Genomic DNA, 17,310 nt, shown 5'->3' on the forward strand with positions numbered 1-17,310 from the left:
GTCAGCAGGAAAAGCCGCCGCCGAACTTACCGGTTTCGTCCATGGTTTGGAACAGCTCGTCGATAAAATCCTCGACGATGCGCGACGCGGGGCGGTGCGGCGGCAGGATCAGGAGCGTCCGGAAATGCACTTCGGGCTCGAAGGGGCGCAGCACCAGCCCGCGCCCCTGGAACAGATCGGCGGTCAGGGGATCGACCAGGCCCACCCCAAGACCGGCCGCCACCATCGCGCAGATCGTCGTGGCATAGGGCGTTTCGAGAACGATGCTCAGCTTGACGCCCTCGGCGGCGAGAGCCCTTTCAGCCTGCTGGCGGGTGGTATCCTCGGGCGAAAGGGCAATGAATGGCTGATTGACGAGGTCAGCCGGCCGGATGACGGACTGCGCTTCGAGCGGATGGCCTTCGGGCATCGCGAGCCATGCGCGGAAGCGGGCGAAGGGGCGGATTTCGACGCCGGTCTTGTCGATCTCGTCGGAGACGACGCCCACGTCAAACTGTCCGGATGCGACGTGGTCCCTGACGACGGAGGACAGGTTCGTCTGAAAGGTGATCGCAACGCCCGGGTTCTTCGAAATCAGCGCGGACAGCGCGTGGGGGATCACATTGGTCGACAGCGCCGACAGCGAAGCGACACGCAACTCTCCCGACCCGAAATCCCGGATCCGCGCGGCCGCGCCGCGAAGATGGGCGAGGCCGGCGAAGGCGTGCTCGACCTCGCGGAAGAAAAGCTGGCCCTCGGCGGTCGGGCGCAAGCGGCCCTTGATCCGGTCGAAGACCGGAAAACCGATCGACCGTTCGAGATCCTGGATCGTCTTGCTGACCGAGGGCTGCGAAATCCTCAGCACTTCGGCGGCACGGGAGGTCGTTCCGCTGGTGACCACGGCGCGGAAAACCTCGATCTGACGCAGGTTCATGATTCAGAGCCTCGGGGCGATCTAGAGCAAAACGGAATAATACGGATTGCGACAATAACGTCAACGCATACAGCAGGCGTTGGAAAAGGAAGTAAACAATGACAACCAGCGATCTGACACGGTGTGTCCTGACCCCACGCGTGGCAACGGACGGGTTCGATCCGATCGGCGTCGGCGTCCATCGCGCATCGACAATCCTTTTCGAGGATGCGGCGTCCTATGCAAACAGGGGCGAGCGGGGCGAAAAGGGGTATTCCTACGGTCTGTACGGCACGCCGACGACGCGGACGCTGGAAGAAAAACTGACCCAACTCGAACAGGCCGCGCGCACGTTCCTGACGCCCTCGGGCCAGGCGGCCAACGCACTGGCAGCGATGGCGTTCCTGAACAAGGGAGATCATCTTCTGCTGGCCGACACGATTTATCCGCCCATGCGGGATTTCGCCCTGTCGGACCTTGCGAGGATGGGGGTAAAGCTCGAATTCTTCGACCCGACGGACCTTGGCGATCTGAAGGCAAGGATCCGCAGCGAAACCCGGCTCATCTGGTGTGAGAGCCCCGGCTCCACGACGATGGAACTGATGGATATTCCCGCGGCGGCGGCGTTGGCGCATGAGGCCGGGGCGCTGCTTGCGGTGGATAATACGTGGGCCACGCCGCTGAACCTGAAGCCGCTGGCGCTGGGAGCGGATATCGTAACCGAGGCGCTCACGAAATACGTCGCCGGCCATGCGGATGTGCTTATGGGGTCGATATCCGTGCGCGACCCCGATCTGGCGCCGCCGATGAGGGAAATGATCGGCCGTATGGGAATAGGAGCATCCCCGGATGATACCTCTCTTGTTCTGAGAGGGTTCGAGACGCTGGGTATGCGGCTGCGGCACAGCGGTGCCGTGGCCCAGAGGTTTGCCGAGCGCCTTTCCGGCGATCCAATGATCGGCAGGGTGCTTTTTCCGGGCCTTCCGACCATGGCGGGCCACGAAATCTTCAAGCGAGATTTCCTGGGCAACAGCGGTGTCTTTTCGCTGACCTTTCCTGAATGTGTCGCACCGCATGTCTGGCCTGCGCTCGATCATCTGAGCCTGTTTGCCATCGGTGCGTCATGGGGCGGCACGCGCAGCCTTGCCGCGCCGATGTCGATCGCGGCCAGCCGGAGCGCAACGCGCTGGCAGGAGCCCGACGTGATCCTGCGGATCTCGATCGGGCTGGAAGACGAAGCCGAGCTTTGGGCGGATCTGGAGCAGATGCTGAGCGCGCTGCGTCACCTCAGTGCCACCGGGGACGCAGCAGAGTGACTAGCTGGCTTAACCGACAAAACCAGGGCCGGTGCCACACCTTTATGCGGCCTCCGCTGCCTTCAATGATACGCGGAAAGGATGTTTGACGTGTCGGAAATCGAACGCGCGCTGAGGGAGGTCGATGCCAATCTCGACACCGCAGTCGCGGATTTGCTGGAGCTGATTTCGATCCCATCCGTTTCGGGCGACGACGCAAGCAAGCCGGGTATCGCCCGCGCCGCCAGGTGGCTGGACGAGGCGCTTGCGGGTATTGGCTTTTCTTCCCGCGTCGTGGAAACGGCGTGCAATCCGATCGTGCTTGCGCGGTCCGAGGGAGAGGCGGAAGGCGGCAATCGATTGCTTTTCTACGGCCACTACGATGTGCAGCCCGTCGCCCCCCGCGAGGCGTGGACACATGATCCGTTCGCGCCCGAGGTTATCGAAGAGGATGGTGTGCGCCGGTTCTACGGGCGCGGGGCCTCTGACAGCAAGAGCCAGCTTTGGTCCTTCATAGAGGCGTTGCGGGCGTGGAAAGCGGCCAATGGCGCCTTTCCCGCGGACATCGTGATCATGCTGGAAGGGGAAGAGGAAATGGGATCCCCCAGCCTCGGCGCCTTCCTCGAACAGCACGGCGAAGAGCTGGATTGCGACGTCGCGTTCATCTGCGACAGCGACATGTGGTCCCCTACCCGCCCCTCGATCACCACGCAGCTCAAGGGGCTGGTGCATGAAACCGTGACCATCCATGCACCGAATGCCGACCTGCATTCGGGCCACTACGGGGCGGCTGCCGCCAATCCGATCCGCATTCTCAGCGCGATCCTGGCCTCGATTCACGACGAGAAAGGCAAGGTAACCATCGACGGTTTCTACGATGGCGTCGTCGGCCTGACGGAGAGCCAGCGTGAACGGTGGCGTGCGCTGTCGGAAGAGTTCGACCGTGCGGGAGAGGTCAGCCTTGCCGGGGGCGTCATCGAAGACGGCTATACCGCGACAGAGGCGATGTGGGGACGGCCCGCGGCGGATTTCAACGGGATCACGGGCGGCAATCAGGGGCCGGGGGGCCGTTCGGTGCTTCCCGGCTCGGCGACCGCGCGGCTGACCTTCCGGCTGGTGGCCGGGCAGACGCCCGAAACGATCAGGACGCGCTTCCGCAAATTCGTGTCGGACCGTGTGCCCGAAGGCTGCAACGTCGAATTCGACGGGCCGGAGGGCAACGCGGCCGTTCATCTGTCTGAGACGAACCCGTTCCTTGTCGCCGCCGCGCGGGGGCTCGAGGCGGAATGGGGCCAGCCTGCGGTGCTGAAGGGCACGGGCGGGGCCATTCCCCTTGTCGGTGCGCTCAACGATGGGCTCGGGCTGGATTGCGTGGTGCTGGGCTTCATCCTTGAAAGCGATGCGATCCACGCGCCGGACGAGCATTACGACGTCGAGCGTTTCCACCGCGGCACGCGCAGCTGGATCCGGATCCTCGGCGAAATTCGTGGCGGTGCGACGGCTTGATGCCATCGAAGATCGCTGGGTGCTTGCACCAGGGACAGTGGGAGAAAGCGCAATATCGGCAAACGTCCCGCATCCCCCGCAACGCATGGCACAGGCTTTGCGGTTAAATCGTTTCAGTGCGGCACACCCTCGGGCGGGCCGCGATGACGGTTAACGAAACTTGGAGGCGCGTGTGATGAAGAGAACCCAATTCGGGCGGGGCGAGGCGGAAACCCGGTTTGGCCCCGGCTTCGACCGCACGTTCCGCACCGACCGCACAACGCTCGGCCTCTTTTTTCCGATCGAGGCTTTCGACGGCCCAAGGCCGGCCATGGAAGATCAGATCGAGTTGGCGGCAGAGGCGGAACGTCTCGGCTTCTCGGCACTCTGGGCCCGCGATGTGCCGCTAGACGATCCCGGCTTCGGCGATCTCGGGCAGATATACGACCCGTTCGTCTGGCTGGCGACGGTGGCCGCCCATACCAGCGAGATCGCCCTGGCGACGGGTTCGGTGATCCTGCCATTGCATCACCCGGTCGATGTCGCAAAGCAGGCCGCGTCCCTCGATCATCTTTCCGGGGGCCGAATTGTTCTGGGCATCGCCTCGGGCGACCGGCCCATTGAATATCCGGCCTATGGGCGAAACCGAAACGAGCGCGCGGAACTGTTTCGCGACGCGTTGCTCTATCTGAAGGAGCTGCTCGGCAAATCTTTTCCGACCTACGAAAGCGAGCGCTATGGCCGTATGCATGGCGGCGATCTCATCCCGAAGCCCTTGCACGGCTGTCTGCCCCTGCTGGGGACGGGCAACAGCGGCCAGCCGCTGGAATGGCTGGCAGAGCACACGGATGGCTGGATCACCTATCCCAGGCCACCTTCGCAACAGCAGCGTGTCGTCTCCGAGTGGCACAGCCTGACCGCACCTGATGAGCCGGTCAAGCCCGTGGCGCAATCGCTCTATCTTGACCTGGCCGAGGAGGCTGACGCCCCGCCCGAGCCCATTCACCTGGGATACCGCATGGGTGCTCGGCATCTCGAGAGCCTGCTGAACTCCCTCCACGGGATCGGCGTTCACCACGTAGCCCTGAACCTCAAGTTCAGCCGCTTGAACGTGCGTGACGTTCTCGAAAAGCTGTCGCCTCTAGCAAGGGGCGAGCCGCTGTAACGATGGTGCACTGGGGACGCACAGGCCCCCACCCTCGAAACCTTGCGCAAATTCGGTCCATCCAAAGCAGAACGAGCAACGCTCAAGACACCAAGGCCAGCTAGCCTGTATCCCTAATCAGATGCATTTGTGCTCAAGAATTCGTAAGCGCGAGCAAAAAAACATGTCGACAAATCGGACCCGAGAGGCACGAGCACGTTTGCAATTGAACGCCATCGCAAAGCATGCAAATTCAATAGGCCCGCGCATGCGGAACATACTTCAATCAGGTTTATTGATGCCGATTAACCTTTCCGAACGTAGAACGAATTTCGTAACGCTGTTTGACGACACCTACAATCAACCCGATTGCAGGGCGTATTACCGGATGCAGAAATCGCTGGGCTACAGCCACCACGCCCACGCGGTACCCGTCTTTCGCCGCATGCTGGAAGAACTGCTGCGCAAACGCAGGCTCGAAGCGCCGAACGTGCTCGACTTCGCCAGCAGCTACGGCATCGTCAGCGCGCTTGTCCGGCACGACGTGTCGGCCGAGGCTTTCCTCAGGCGCTACGAAGATCGCGAACTCGACCGTTTGACCCCCGACAGATGGCCAGCCGAGACGCCGCCTGGCTTTCGGATCTGCCGGAAAGCTATCCCGGCGCGCGTTTCACGGGGGTCGACGTTGCCGGCAACGCGGTGGCCTACGGGCGCGCGATCGGCCTGTTCGACGCCGCCTTCGACGAGGATCTCGAACATGCCGCCCCCTCCGCCCCCTTGGCCGAGACCCTGTCCTCAACCGACCTGATCCTCGAATGCGGCAGCGTGGCCCAACTGAAGCCCGCCGCGCTCGAACGCCTGCTGCGGGCCAGCGCCGTGAACAAGCCCTGGATCGTGACCTCGCCGGTGCGCGGCAACGAACGCAAGGCGGCCTTCGATCTGTTGCGCGATCACGGCTACGTGGTTGAAACTCTCGGCCTTCCGCCCTTTCCGCACCGGCGTTTCGACAGCCCTTCGGAACAGGCCAGGGCGATCGATATCGCGCGCGCCGCGGGCCATGATACCACCGGCTTCGAGACCACGGGCCACTTTTATGCGCAGATCTACGTCGCACGCCCGCCAGAGGAGGCTGCGGTCGCCGGGCGTTGACCGGCGTGTGTCAGGGTGAAGACATGCTTGAAAGGGCCGAAACGTGAGCCATACCGAGAATGCTAAGCTGCTCGTGACGGGCGCGACCGGGTTCTTGGGGCAGGCCGTCATGGCTCGGGCCGGTGCATGGAACCTCAAGGCCATTCCGGCGCCTCGCCACGTCTTCGGCCCCGACAACGCAGCCGCCTTCACGGCGTTCCTCGACAAGGTGCAACCAGCCTTTGCCATCGACGCCGCGGGAGTGGTGCCCGGGCGCGGCGATGTCGCTACCAACCTCGCGCTGACGCGACGCTGGATCGAAGCGCTGACCCACGCCCGCAGCGCGCCCCGTCTGGTTCTCGTGAATTCGGCGGCGATCTATGGCGCCGGCGCCGCGCGAAACCGCGCCACATGCGAAGACGATCCACGGCAGCCGCTGGCCGATTATGGACGCGCAAAGCTCGCCGCGCTGGAAATGGGACGCGCGGCGCACGATAACGCCGGCCTCGACATCCAGACAGCCGTGGTCTTCAACCTGATGGGGACGGGGCAGCAGGCTCATCTTGCCCCGCGGGTCTTCATCGAAAAAGCCATAGGCGCGGATTGCGGCCGCTACCAGGTGGGCCCGGTCGGTGCGGTGCGCGATTTCATGGATGTCGAGGATGCTGCCGATGCGCTCATTGCCATGGCGCTTCACGGCAGGGCGGGCGAGGTTGTGAACGTGGCGACCGGCCGGCCCACCCGCATCAGCGACCTGCTCGATGCCATCGACGCCCGTACCGGGGCGTCATGGGAAAGCCGGGCAAGCGGCGATGGTGGCAGCGATGTCTGCTATGGCGACGCGGCCCGCCTGACGGCCCGCACCGGCTGGCGCCCGCGCTTCGATTTCGAAACCGCGCTGACGCGCGCCATTGATGCAGAATATAGCAAGCTGGGGGCAACGGCGAAAACATGACACAGTTCTGGAACGGCAAAAGGGTGCTTGTCACGGGCGGGGCCGGGTTCATCGGCAGTTTCCTGTCCGAGGCGCTGGTCCGGGCGGGAGCCGAAGTGGTGGTCTATACCCGCTATTCCTCGCGCGGGCTTGGCGGCGGGGTGAGCGATATGGATGCCGCCCTCCGCGCCCGGATGCGCTTCATCATGGGCGACCTCAAGGATCCGGCGGGCGTTATGGCGGCCGCGGCCGACTGCGACGTCATTTTTCACCTCGCGGCTCATATCGGCATTCCGTATTCCTATGTGCACCCGGTCGATGTAGTGCAAACCAACGTCATGGGTACCACCAACGTACTCGAAGCGGCCCGCGCGTCGGGCGCCTCGAAGGTGGTGCTGTTCTCCACCAGCGAGGTCTATGGTACCGCGCAATACTCGCCCATCGACGAGGATCACCCGCTTCAGGGCCAGTCCCCCTATTCCGCCAGCAAGATCGCCGCCGATCAGTTGGGCCTCAGCTATCACCGCGCCTTCGGCACGCCCGTCGCCATCTGCCGGCCGTTCAACACCTATGGCCCGCGCCAGCCCGCCCGCGCCATCATCCCGACGATCATCGGTCAGGCCCTGCGCGGCGACGAGGTGCGGCTGGGCTCGCTGCACCCAACCCGCGACATGTTGTTCGTCGAGGATACGGTGGCCGGCGCCCTGCGGATCGCCGAAGCCCGCGAAACCGTGGGCGAGGTCGTGCAGCTGGGCACGGGCGTGGAAATCAGCATCGGCGATCTGGTCCGGGAAATCTGTTCCCTTCTGGGCAAGTCGCCCCGGATCATCGCCAACGAGTCCGACCGCACCCGCCCCGAGAAAAGCGAGGTGAACCGGCTGATCGCCTCCACCGCGCGCGCCAAGGCGCTGCTGGGCTGGCGCCCGAACGTGGCGCTCACCGAGGGGCTTGCCCGAACCGCCGAATGGATCGAGGCGAATATCGATGAGCTCGCCGTAGACGGCTACCAGATTTGAGGAGGCCCGTATGAAAGCCGTGATCCTTGCCGGGGGAAAAGGCCTCCGGATGCGCCCCTACACATCGGTTCTGCCCAAGCCCCTGCTGCCGATCGGCGAGTTGCCGATCCTCGAGATCATCCTGCGCCGGCTGGAGAAAGCCGGGGTGACCGACGTGGTGATCGCGATCGGTTATCTCGGCAGCCTGATCCAGACCTACCTCGCGCAGAACCCCATCTCCAACCGGATGAACATCACCTATCACATGGAAGACGAACCGCTCGGCACGGCCGGGGCCATCGGCGGAATCGACGGCCTGACCGAGCCGTTCTTCGTGATGAATGGCGACCTGCTGTCCGACATCGACTTCAAGGCGATGATGCAACACCACCTGGACACCGGTTCGTGCCTGACCGTGGGTGTGGTCTCCACCGAGGTGCAGATCCAGCTTGGCGTCCTGTCGCTGGACAAGGGCGACAACATTACCGGCTACAACGAGAAACCGAAGATGTCCTATGCGGCCAGCATGGGCATATACGTTTATTCGCCCCTTGCGAAATCCCTTGTCGAGCCGGGAGGACATCTCGACGCTCCGACGCTGGTTCTGCGCCTCATCGAGAGGGGCGAGAAGGTGTCCGGGTTTACCGCGCCCTGCCGCTGGATCGATATCGGCAACCCCGGCGAGTACGAGCGCGCCCAGCAGGAATTCGCGGACGATCCCGGCGCCTTCCTCGCCTGACGCACCCTCTTCAGGCGACCTTGTGATACATCTCGTGCATGCGCCGTTGTAGTTGGAACCGGCAGGTCAGCTGCTTCAGCGGGTGCGCCTGCTCGGTAATCATCCACAGGCTCAGCCATCCGGCTATTACGGCAAAGATTATCCCCCCCACCGCCTGCCCGATCAGCACGCCCGCCGCGCCGTAGAACGCCCCGCCAATCAGCACCAGCGGCAGCGTGCCCAGCGTCTGGCGCCCCCAGTTGACCCAGGTCGCATAGCTTGGATGCCCAAGGTTGTTGAACGACGCGCTCGCCACGAAGATTACCGCATTGAAGAAGCTGGCCAGCGCCAGAGGAAAGCAGAACAGCAGGATGAGATCCCGTGCCTGGTTCTCGGCGCCGAAGAAATCGGCGATCTGTCCCCGGAACAGGAGAAGGAGAAGCGAGGCGACGGCAACATAGACCCCCGCGAAGATGACGCCGTCGAAGAAGGCCTCGCGTACCCTGTCATTCCGCCCGGCCCCGAAATTCTGCCCCATGATCGGCCCGATCGCGCCCGACAGCGCGAGGACCACCGCGAACACGACCGGGATCATCCGGTTGATGACCGCCATGCCCGCCACCGCATCCGTCCCGTACTTGGCCATCTCGCGGGTGACGATCGCGGTGCCGACCGGCGTGGCGACAGTGGCCAGGATGGCAGGAATCGCGATCTGCATCCCTTCGCGGATATCGTACAGGAAACAGCCGGTGCGCGGCACCGCGAAGCCGTTGTACAGCCGGATGGTGGGCCAGAGCGCCATGAGCATCGTGGCGAACCGCGCTGCGACCGTGGCCCAGGCCGCCCCTTCCAGCCCCAGCCCCAGCGAGAAGATGAAGATCGGGTCAAGTACGCCGTTGACCAGCGCCCCCGTCAGTGAAGGAAACATCGCGCGCCTGGCATCGCCATAAGCCCGCAGTACCGCGACGGTGGTCATCCCGAGCCCGGAAAAGACGGTGGTCGGCAGGATGATCCACAAGTAGTCCGCCGCTCGCTCAGCCACCTCGCCAGAGGCGCCGAGGACAGTCAGGATGTAGTCGAGGTTGGGAAGTGTGAACAGCGGTATGAGAATGCCGAAAGCAATGGCGAAGATGCTGCTGCTGAAGGCGTGCTCGCGCGCCGGGACGTCGGCCTTGGCGCCCAGCGAATTGGCCACCAGCGTGCCCGCCGCGACCGACAGCCCGATATTTATCGCGCTGGCGAAGAACATCACGACGCTGGCATATCCCGCGGCGGCCGCGAGCGCGTCCTGCCCGAGCATGGAAATGAAGAACACGTCGATCAGGTCGACGGCGAAGATCGCCATCAGGCCGATACTGGATGTCAGCGACATCGCCGAGACATGCCGCATCAGGTTGCCTTCAACGAATCGGGCCACGACTTCGGTCAAAGGAGTGCTCCACGCAAGATCGGATTTGATTTACTATATATCCTGGCGATGGCAACTGCGCTGCCGGCGCAAGACCTGTGCAAATCTGCAGGACGACAAAACGAATTAAACCGTACTTGGGTATGTATCGCCTTCATGGCAGGCACATCTAAGGTGTCCGTATCATTTCGGAAAACCCTCGATGACGATCTTGCCGCGGGTGGTGCCTGTCTCAATCCTCCGGTGCGCCTCGCGAAGGGTGGCCGCGTCGATGGGCGAGAGCACCTCGGCGAGAGTGGTCCGCAGGCGGCCCGCGTCTATCTCGTCCGCAACGAAGTTCAGCAGGTTGTGCTGCTCGATCATGTCCGGGGTCTGGTGCATCGCGCGGGCAAACATGTACTCCCAGTGCAAAGCGGCGGCCTTGGTCATCATCATGCCCATCGGTAACAGGTGGTCGACCTCGTTAATCGCCACGATCCCGCCTTGCGGCCGGATCAACTCGACTGCCGCGTTCCAGTGACGCATGTCGTTGAAGATCGCGATATGATCGACATGGGTGAACCCGAGCGCGCGGACTTCCGCAACAACGTCTCCCCGATGGTTGACCGTGTGGTCGGCACCGAGCGACAGGGCCCACTCGATGGTCTCGCTCCGCGATGCGGTAGCGATCACTGTCAGGCCGCTGCGCTTCGCCAGTTGGATGGCGATGGAACCGACCCCGCCGGCGCCGCCGAACATCAGGATGGTTTCCCCAGTCGAGCCGCCGTCCCGGTCGATGCCGAGACGGTCGTACATCGCCTCGTAGGCCGTGATAGTGGTCAGCGGCAAGGCGGCGGCCTCGGCTAAGCCGAGCGTACGAGGCTTGCGACCGACGATGCGCTCGTCGACCAAATGAAACTGCTGGTTGGTGCCGGGGCGGGTGATGTCGCCGGCGTAATAGACCTCGTCACCGGGGCGGAAAAGCGTCACGTCGGGCCCCACCTCCGCGACAATACCGGCCGCGTCGTAGCCGATGACGCGCGGGGACGTCTCAACCTTGTCCTTCGGAGCGCGAACCTTGGTATCGACCGGGTTGACGGCCACGGCGCGCACCTCCACCAGCAGGTCGCGGCCTTCCGGCACCGGGCGCGGAAGCTCCACGTCGAACAACGCCTGCGGATTGTCGATCGGCAGGTAATGGGTAAGCGCGACGGACTTCATGGATGATACGGGCATAAGGGTCATGGTGTTCCTCGTTCGGGTTTCTACATGCCACCTCGGGGGACGGTTGGATGGGGCACCTTTCAGCTCTTGTGCATCAGGATCATCTTTTCCTGCGTCATGTCGCGCATGGTGTAGGGGATGCCGCCGGTGCCGTATCCCGATTCCCTGCGACCGGCGAAGGGCATCCAGTCGGTTCGGAAGGCCGTCGGATCGTTGATCATGACCGCCGAGGCATCGAGACGGTTGGCCGCGCGCATGGCGATGTCGATGTCCTGCGCGAAGATGCTGGCCTGAAACGCGGTGGGCAAGGCGTTGGCGTGGCGGATGGCGTCGTCGACATCCGCGAAGCGGTTGACCGCCACGACGGGGCCAAAGACCTCCAGCCTGGACACCTTCGCGTCTACAGCCGGATCGAGCAGCACCGCGGGCCTCAGGGTGGTTTCGGAAAGTCGTTCACCGCCGGTCGCGAGAACCGCCCCACCTGATACCGCCTCCGCGATCCATTCCGCGACTCGGTCAGCCTCGCGGGGCTGGATCAGCGGCCCGACGTCGGTATCCTTCAGCGCCGGATCGGCGGTGCGCAGCTTCTCGACGCGGGCGACAAAGCGGTGTGTGAAATCGTCGGCGATGTCGTCGTGAACGTAGATGCGCTGGGTCGACACGCAGACCTGGCCGGCGTGGTAGTAGCCGCCCTTGACGATCGGTTCGATGACCTTGTCGAGATCCGCGCTGCGGTCGATGATCGCCGGTGCCGCGCCGCCGTGTTCCAGCGCCGAACGCGTGCCCGGCGCGAGCTTGCCGTGCAGCGACCAGCCGACCCTGGCCGAGCCGATGAAGCTCAGGAATGCGACCCGGCTGTCAGTGGCCAGTTTCTCGGCAAGCGCGTTGTCCTGGGTGACGAAAGTCTGACACCAGGGCTCGGGCAAGCCCGCCTCGTGGACGAGGCCCACAAGGTCGAGACAGGACAGCGGAGTCGCGCTTGCCGGTTTCACGATCACGGGACAGCCCGTTGCGATGGCCGGCACAACCTGGTGGACGATCAGGTTCAGCGGGTGATTGAAGGCGGAGATCGCCGCGACGATGCCGATGGGCTCTTTCGTGGTGAAGGCCCAGCGATCCTCGGCCGCCGCCGACAGGCCCATCGGGATCTCCCGGCCGGCAAAGTTGCGCAGTTCATCGGCGGCGTTGCGCACACCATCGATGGCGCGGTTGGTCTCGACAATGGCATCGGGCAGCGGTTTGCCCCCCTCACGGGCGATCTGCAGGGCAAGGTGGTCGCGTCGGCCCTCCATCAGCCCGGCCAGCCTGTGCAGAACCGCGATCCGCTGATGAGGCTTGAGCCAGCCGTCGCGAGCCCGGAAAACGAGGTCGGCGGCTTGCAGCTTGCGCTCCAGCGCGGCGGCATCGTCTGTTTCGATCTGTGCGATCTGCGCACGGTCGAACGCTTGCACGACGGTCAACATTCTCGATCTCCTTGCCTGTTGCTGGCCCGTGCTCTGCACTGGCGAACGCGGGTCATGAACATTCCACATCCGGCGTGCGGTTGCGCAATTCGTCGACAAGAACCCGGGTGTTTTCCGAGTAGTCGATCGGGACGTCGACCAGATGAACACCGCCACCGGCGAAGGCGGCCTCGAGCGTCGGCGCCAGCTCTTCGATCGCGCCGACCCGGGAGCCTGTTGCGCCATAGGCCTCGGCATAGCGGACGAAATCGGGGTTGTTGAAGCTCATCCCGAAATCGGGAAAACCGTCGACCGACTGCTTCCACCGGATCATCCCATAGGCGCTGTCATTGAGGATCACGACGACAAGGTTCAGCCCCAGCCGCACCGCCGTTTCCATCTCCTGCGAGTTCATCATGAACCCGCCATCGCCACACACGGCCATCACCCTGCGGTCGGGATGAAGCATGGCCGCCATGATCGCCGAGGGAAGGCCCGCCCCCATGGTGGCGAGCGCGTTGTCGAGCAGCAGCGTGTTGGCGACATGGGTGCGGTAATTGCGGGCGAACCAGATCTTGTACATGCCGTTGTCGAGGCAGACGATGCCGTCTTCTGGCATGACCTGCCGCACTTCGTGGACAAGACGTTGAGGCGTCACCGGAAAGCGGTCCTCCTCGGCGCGGTCATTCAGCCGAGCCAGAATTTTCTGGCGCAGTTCGACGACCCCCTCGTCGGACGGCACTTTGCCCTCGAGCCGGTCGCCGAGACCGTCGACAGACGCGCCGATATCGCCGATCACCTCGATATCCGGGTGGTAGACCTGTTCGACCGTCGCTGATTCATAGCCGATATGGACAACCTTGGGCCCGCCCTCGGCCTTCATCAGGAAGGGCGGCTTTTCGATCGTGTCATGGCCGATGGCCACGATCAGATCGGCCCGTTCTATGGCCTCGTGAACATAGTCCCCCTCCGACAGCGCGGCGGTTCCCACGTAAAGGTTGGAGCCGCCGTGCACGGCACCCTTGCCCATCTGCGTGTTGAAGAAGGGCAACCGGGTGCGCGCGATGAAGCCGGAAAGCGGCTCGATCAGCGCGGGCCGGTTGCCCGCCGCGCCGATCATGACCAGGGGCTTCTGGGCGGCAAGGATCATCTCGGCCGCGCTGTCGAGCGCGGCGGCCCCAGCGAGGGGCCGGTGCTGCGAATGGCGGGGAATGACGGCGGCGTTCTCGGCATCCGCGGCCGCCACGTCCTCCGGAAGTTCGAGATGCACCGGGCCCGGCCTTTCCTCGGCCGCGACCCGAAACGCGTCACGCACCGTCGCGGGAATGGCCGCCGGGCTCAGGATCTGGCGTGTCATCTTTGTCAGCGGCTTCATCGAGGCGACGATATCGACGATCTGGAACCGGGCCTGCTTGGCGCTCATCACCGGCTTCTGTCCCGTGACGAGGATCATCGGCATGGCGCCCAGATGGGCATAGGCCGCGCCGGTCGACAGGTTCAGGGCGCCGGGGCCCAACGTGGCGAGGCAAACGCCGGGCCTGCCGGTCAAGCGCCCATGCGTTGCCGCCATGAAGGCCGCCGCCTGCTCGTGCCGTGTCAGGATCAGCTCGATCTTGGAGGTGCGCAGCGATTCCACGATGTCGAGGTTTTCCTCGCCGGGGACGCCGAAGACCCGGTCAACCCCCTCGTTTTCCAGCGCTGCGACAAACAGGTCCGATCCTTTGGGCATTGTTTCAATCCATATTTTAACGGTTGCGACAGAGTTGACGAAAGATACCTGCCAGCCCGTGCGATCGCCAGACCCGCGGCACGAGCCCCATACCCAATCGCAGGTATCCCGAGGCTCTTCTTCATCCGCCCACTGTAAGGACGGCCTTGCCCACGAACTTCCGTTCCAGAAGGTCGCGCGCTGTCACATCGATCTCGGCCCACGGCGCGGTTTTTCCGATCACCGGTCGGAGACGTCCTTCGGAAAGCCGCCGCGCCAGATCGGCCAGAATGGCCGACCCGTCGGCCGCGGCCTCGGGCCTGGTCAACTCCTCGGGAAGGAAAAAGCCGTAGAGAACGGTGCCGCCAAACGCCTCGCCCGACTGTAGCCGGAAGCGGCGGGCGTCAAAGGTTGTGAGCGTGTCCTGCGACGCATCGCCAAAGAGAACACAGACACCGCGTGGTGCCAGCCACATCAGCGCTTGGCCTAGGAGCGGGCCTCCGACACCCTCCAGAATCAGGTCGTAGGGCCCTCCTTTCGCGCCTGCCTCGACGCCGACCGCGACCGCGTTCGCACCAAGGCTGCGCAGGAATTCCGCTTTCGAGGCATCCCGGGCGAAGGCCGTCACATGGGCGCCCGCAGCCGCGGCAAGCTGGATCGCGTACATGCCGACACCCCCCGTGGCCGCCGTGACGAGGACACGGCTTCCCGGACCGATTGCCTTCTTCTGAAGCGCAACAGTCGCGGTCAGACCCGCAACAGGAAGGGTCGAGGCCGCTTCGTAGCTCACGTCGTCGGGGATCCTGGCCAGGCGGCGCCTCGGCACGGCGACACGTTCTGCCCAGCCACCACTCCATACCAGGCCCACCACGCGATCGCCCGGGCGGAACCCGGAGCCATCCGGGGCCGTCTGGACGACGCCCGACAGATCCCATCCGGGTCGATCGCGGTCGGTCCCTTCGAGCAGCGCGCCGCGAACTTCACCATTGTTCAGCGAGATCGCGCGAACTGCGACGATTGCCTCGTCCGGCCCCGCTGCCGGTTCCTCATGCTCAGCCAGAACAAGGCTGGCTTCCAGGCCACTCTTCGAAACGGTAACGGCTTTCAATGGGACACTCCTATATACCGCGTTGTGCCGGCCAATAATCACCTTGGTCCGGCCGCACCATCGTCGACAATGGCGATCCCGATCTTGCCCCGAATGCCGTTGCGCGGACGCTCCAGATCGGCGTGGGCGTCGGGAATGCCGGCGAGAGGATAGACCTTTCCGACATGGGGTTTCAGCTGTCCGCGAGCCACGAGGGTCGCAAGCTCGTCAAGCTTCCCGCGGTTCTGCCGCGTGAAGACGAAATGATAGCTGGCGTTCCGGCCCCAGGCCTCGATCAGGTTCTGCGGCTGGGCAATGTCGACGATGGAGACGACCCGGCCGAGCTGGGCCAGCGCGTGCGGGCTGCGTTCGAGCGTGTCGCCGCCGATCGTGTCAAGGATGACGTCGACGCCAGCACCGTCGGTCTCGCGGTTGACGATGGCCACGTAATCTTCGGTGCGATAGTCGATCACCACATCGGCGCCCAGGCTGCGCACGAAGTCGGCATCGTAGCCCGACGCTGTCGCCAAGACGAATGCGCCCGTTGCCTTGGCCGCCTGCACGGCAACATGTCCCACGCCGCCGGCCGCGCCGTGAACGAGAATCGATTCACCAATCCGCAGTCCCGCCCGCGTGAATAACGCTTCCCAGACCGTGCCGCCCACGAGGCTTAGGCTGGCTGCTTCCAGATGCGTGAGACATTCCGGCTTGTGACCGACGATCGCCTCGCTCGCGACGTGGTATTCGGCATAGCTGCCGGGCCCGCCGAAAATCTGCGGTGTGTACCAGACGGCATCGCCGGGCTTGAACGCCGTTACGCCGGAGCCGACGGCTTCGACAACGCCCGAAACATCATGGCCGGTGATTGCGGGCAACGGCACCAGATCGGCGTAATCGCCTCGGCGCACCTGATAATCGAGCGGGTTGATCGAGGTTGCGTGGACACGGACCAGCACCTCTCCGGCGCCAACGGCGGGGGTCTCAAATTCTGATAGCGCGAAAGCGTCGGGGCCGCCGAACCGAGGGAGGCTAATAGCTTGCATCGTTCTTCTCCAGCTTAGGATGAATTGTCATCGCTCATTGGCGATGTTCTCGTTGAAGGCGTGCGCCTTGAACTTTCTTCTGGCCACGCTTTGCAAAACATCGCGCGGCATGCAGGGGGACCGGTCAAGCTTCATCAAGGCACTCAGATTATGCACCGCCTCCGCGTTCCGATGCGGAAACACCAAGGCATTGTGAACGGGCATGATCTACTCCCTGAAATTCCATTGAATCCGAACTCTGCTGCGCGAGCCTAGCAAAGGCTTTAGTTGCCCGCGGTGCGGAACTTGCTTGGTTTTAACTGCACTTGCGGTCCATTCTGAGAGCGCTGAGAAATCAGGAAGATGGAGCTTTCCACTCTTGCGCAGGCGTTGTGCCTGCCTATGCCTTGGCAGCAAAATGGGGCTGACAGCCTTGGATGCCGCAGCGACCGGAGGATCGGGCGGCACCCTCGCGCCGGCGTGTCCGGGCTTCATGGACGCCAAAGCTGACATGAACGCAGAAATGGCAACCTTGCGGCAGATCCGCGACGCGGTGCCCGTTTTCACTGGCTACGTTCTGTTACCAGAGCGCAGGTCTCCAACCAATTAAAGGATGACATCATGACCTTCCGTAACGGCCTCGAGTCGCTTTTTCGTCCCGAGGATTCGGCATGAACATGATGACCCTAGCTGCCGCTGGCGTCCGAATGGCGACGCGACTGGGCGCGGGCCGAGACGGCGACGACCTTGAACGACGCCCTTAGCGTCTGAGCGGCGACCTGCTCGCCATCGCGATGGCCGCGCTGTTGGTTCTGGGTCTGAGCTCCCTGCTCGAAACCTACCCCGCGG

At 63.9% G+C, this 17,310-nt stretch carries 16 protein-coding genes; 7 read left to right on the forward strand and 9 right to left on the reverse strand.

Annotated elements, in window-relative coordinates:
- Position 1 precedes the first annotated feature (1 nt).
- On the reverse strand, positions 2–913 hold the full coding sequence (locus ACSQ76_RS18805) for a LysR substrate-binding domain-containing protein (RefSeq protein ID WP_437157756.1): 912 nt from the start codon (positions 911–913) through the stop codon (positions 2–4).
- A 98-nt stretch (positions 914–1,011) separates the two neighbouring features.
- On the opposite strand from ACSQ76_RS18805, the gene ACSQ76_RS18810 reads away from it, so the two are divergent.
- The 3 genes from ACSQ76_RS18810 (at position 1,012) to ACSQ76_RS18820 (ending at position 4,837) form a co-directional block, all read left to right on the forward strand.
- On the forward strand, positions 1,012–2,208 hold the full coding sequence (locus ACSQ76_RS18810; protein WP_437157757.1) for a trans-sulfuration enzyme family protein: 1,197 nt from the start codon (positions 1,012–1,014) through the stop codon (positions 2,206–2,208).
- 90 nt (positions 2,209–2,298) lie between these two features.
- Positions 2,299–3,693: a M20/M25/M40 family metallo-hydrolase gene (locus tag ACSQ76_RS18815; protein WP_437157758.1), complete on the forward strand. Its 1,395-nt coding sequence runs from the start codon at positions 2,299–2,301 to the stop codon at positions 3,691–3,693.
- Between the two features lie 175 nt (positions 3,694–3,868).
- Complete coding sequence (locus tag ACSQ76_RS18820; RefSeq protein WP_437157759.1) at positions 3,869–4,837, forward strand: LLM class oxidoreductase; 969 nt, start codon at positions 3,869–3,871, stop codon at positions 4,835–4,837.
- A 271-nt stretch (positions 4,838–5,108) separates the two neighbouring features.
- On the opposite strand, the gene ACSQ76_RS18825 is transcribed toward ACSQ76_RS18820, so the two are convergent.
- Positions 5,109–5,357, reverse strand: coding sequence for a hypothetical protein (locus ACSQ76_RS18825; protein WP_437157760.1), 249 nt, complete (start codon positions 5,355–5,357; stop codon positions 5,109–5,111).
- A 68-nt stretch (positions 5,358–5,425) separates the two neighbouring features.
- On the opposite strand from ACSQ76_RS18825, the gene ACSQ76_RS18830 reads away from it, so the two are divergent.
- The 4 genes from ACSQ76_RS18830 to ACSQ76_RS18845 are packed head-to-tail and all read left to right on the forward strand — an operon-like array spanning position 5,426 to position 8,612.
- Positions 5,426–5,965: a hypothetical protein gene (locus ACSQ76_RS18830; RefSeq protein WP_437157761.1), complete on the forward strand. Its 540-nt coding sequence runs from the start codon at positions 5,426–5,428 to the stop codon at positions 5,963–5,965.
- 43 nt (positions 5,966–6,008) lie between these two features.
- Entirely contained in the window at positions 6,009–6,899 is an 891-nt protein-coding gene (locus tag ACSQ76_RS18835) for an NAD-dependent epimerase/dehydratase family protein (protein ID WP_437157762.1), read from the forward strand.
- Positions 6,896–7,894: an SDR family NAD(P)-dependent oxidoreductase gene (locus ACSQ76_RS18840; protein ID WP_437157763.1), complete on the forward strand. Its 999-nt coding sequence runs from the start codon at positions 6,896–6,898 to the stop codon at positions 7,892–7,894. Before ACSQ76_RS18835 ends, ACSQ76_RS18840 begins: the two co-directional genes overlap by 4 nt.
- Positions 7,895–7,904: 10 nt before the next feature.
- Positions 7,905–8,612, forward strand: coding sequence for a nucleotidyltransferase family protein (locus tag ACSQ76_RS18845; RefSeq protein ID WP_306130110.1), 708 nt, complete (start codon positions 7,905–7,907; stop codon positions 8,610–8,612).
- Between the two features lie 10 nt (positions 8,613–8,622).
- Here the strand turns inward: ACSQ76_RS18845 and ACSQ76_RS18850 are convergent, their stop codons facing one another.
- The 7 genes from ACSQ76_RS18850 to ACSQ76_RS18880 all read right to left on the reverse strand — a co-directional run bounded on the left by ACSQ76_RS18850 (position 8,623) and on the right by ACSQ76_RS18880 (position 16,686).
- On the reverse strand, positions 8,623–10,020 hold the full coding sequence (locus ACSQ76_RS18850) for an MATE family efflux transporter (RefSeq protein WP_437157764.1): 1,398 nt from the start codon (positions 10,018–10,020) through the stop codon (positions 8,623–8,625).
- Between the two features lie 162 nt (positions 10,021–10,182).
- Positions 10,183–11,199, reverse strand: a complete 1,017-nt coding sequence (locus ACSQ76_RS18855) for a zinc-binding alcohol dehydrogenase family protein (protein WP_437158234.1) — start codon at positions 11,197–11,199, stop codon at positions 10,183–10,185.
- An 83-nt stretch (positions 11,200–11,282) separates the two neighbouring features.
- Positions 11,283–12,665 carry an aldehyde dehydrogenase family protein gene (locus tag ACSQ76_RS18860; RefSeq protein WP_437157765.1) on the reverse strand — a complete coding sequence of 461 codons (1,383 nt, stop codon included), beginning with the start codon at positions 12,663–12,665 and terminating at the stop codon, positions 11,283–11,285.
- 52 nt (positions 12,666–12,717) lie between these two features.
- Positions 12,718–14,373, reverse strand: coding sequence for an acetolactate synthase large subunit (locus ACSQ76_RS18865; RefSeq protein WP_437157766.1), 1,656 nt, complete (start codon positions 14,371–14,373; stop codon positions 12,718–12,720).
- A 121-nt stretch (positions 14,374–14,494) separates the two neighbouring features.
- Complete coding sequence (locus tag ACSQ76_RS18870) at positions 14,495–15,460, reverse strand: zinc-binding dehydrogenase (RefSeq protein WP_437157767.1); 966 nt, start codon at positions 15,458–15,460, stop codon at positions 14,495–14,497.
- A 38-nt stretch (positions 15,461–15,498) separates the two neighbouring features.
- Complete coding sequence (locus tag ACSQ76_RS18875; protein WP_437157768.1) at positions 15,499–16,482, reverse strand: zinc-dependent alcohol dehydrogenase family protein; 984 nt, start codon at positions 16,480–16,482, stop codon at positions 15,499–15,501.
- Positions 16,483–16,509: 27 nt separating this feature from the next.
- Positions 16,510–16,686 (reverse strand): hypothetical protein, encoded by a 177-nt coding sequence (locus tag ACSQ76_RS18880; protein ID WP_437157769.1) that lies wholly within the window; start codon positions 16,684–16,686, stop codon positions 16,510–16,512.
- Positions 16,687–17,310: the final 624 nt, after the last annotated feature.

It is taken from the genome of Roseovarius sp. B08 (assembly GCF_051417955.1).
Classification (GTDB): domain Bacteria; phylum Pseudomonadota; class Alphaproteobacteria; order Rhodobacterales; family Rhodobacteraceae; genus Roseovarius.

Coding starts and splice junctions, on each gene's coding strand:
- ACSQ76_RS18845 (WP_306130110.1), top strand. CDS start 7,905: ATGAAAGCCGTGATCCTTGCCGGGGGAAAAGGCCTCCGGATGCGCCCC.
- ACSQ76_RS18860 (WP_437157765.1), bottom strand. CDS start 12,665: ATGTTGACCGTCGTGCAAGCGTTCGACCGTGCGCAGATCGCACAGATC.
- ACSQ76_RS18805 (WP_437157756.1), bottom strand. CDS start 913: ATGAACCTGCGTCAGATCGAGGTTTTCCGCGCCGTGGTCACCAGCGGA.
- ACSQ76_RS18830 (WP_437157761.1), top strand. CDS start 5,426: ATGGCCAGCCGAGACGCCGCCTGGCTTTCGGATCTGCCGGAAAGCTAT.
- ACSQ76_RS18880 (WP_437157769.1), bottom strand. CDS start 16,686: ATGCCCGTTCACAATGCCTTGGTGTTTCCGCATCGGAACGCGGAGGCG.
- ACSQ76_RS18855 (WP_437158234.1), bottom strand. CDS start 11,199: ATGAAGTCCGTCGCGCTTACCCATTACCTGCCGATCGACAATCCGCAG.
- ACSQ76_RS18810 (WP_437157757.1), top strand. CDS start 1,012: ATGACAACCAGCGATCTGACACGGTGTGTCCTGACCCCACGCGTGGCA.
- ACSQ76_RS18820 (WP_437157759.1), top strand. CDS start 3,869: ATGAAGAGAACCCAATTCGGGCGGGGCGAGGCGGAAACCCGGTTTGGC.
- ACSQ76_RS18840 (WP_437157763.1), top strand. CDS start 6,896: ATGACACAGTTCTGGAACGGCAAAAGGGTGCTTGTCACGGGCGGGGCC.
- ACSQ76_RS18865 (WP_437157766.1), bottom strand. CDS start 14,373: ATGCCCAAAGGATCGGACCTGTTTGTCGCAGCGCTGGAAAACGAGGGG.
- ACSQ76_RS18875 (WP_437157768.1), bottom strand. CDS start 16,482: ATGCAAGCTATTAGCCTCCCTCGGTTCGGCGGCCCCGACGCTTTCGCG.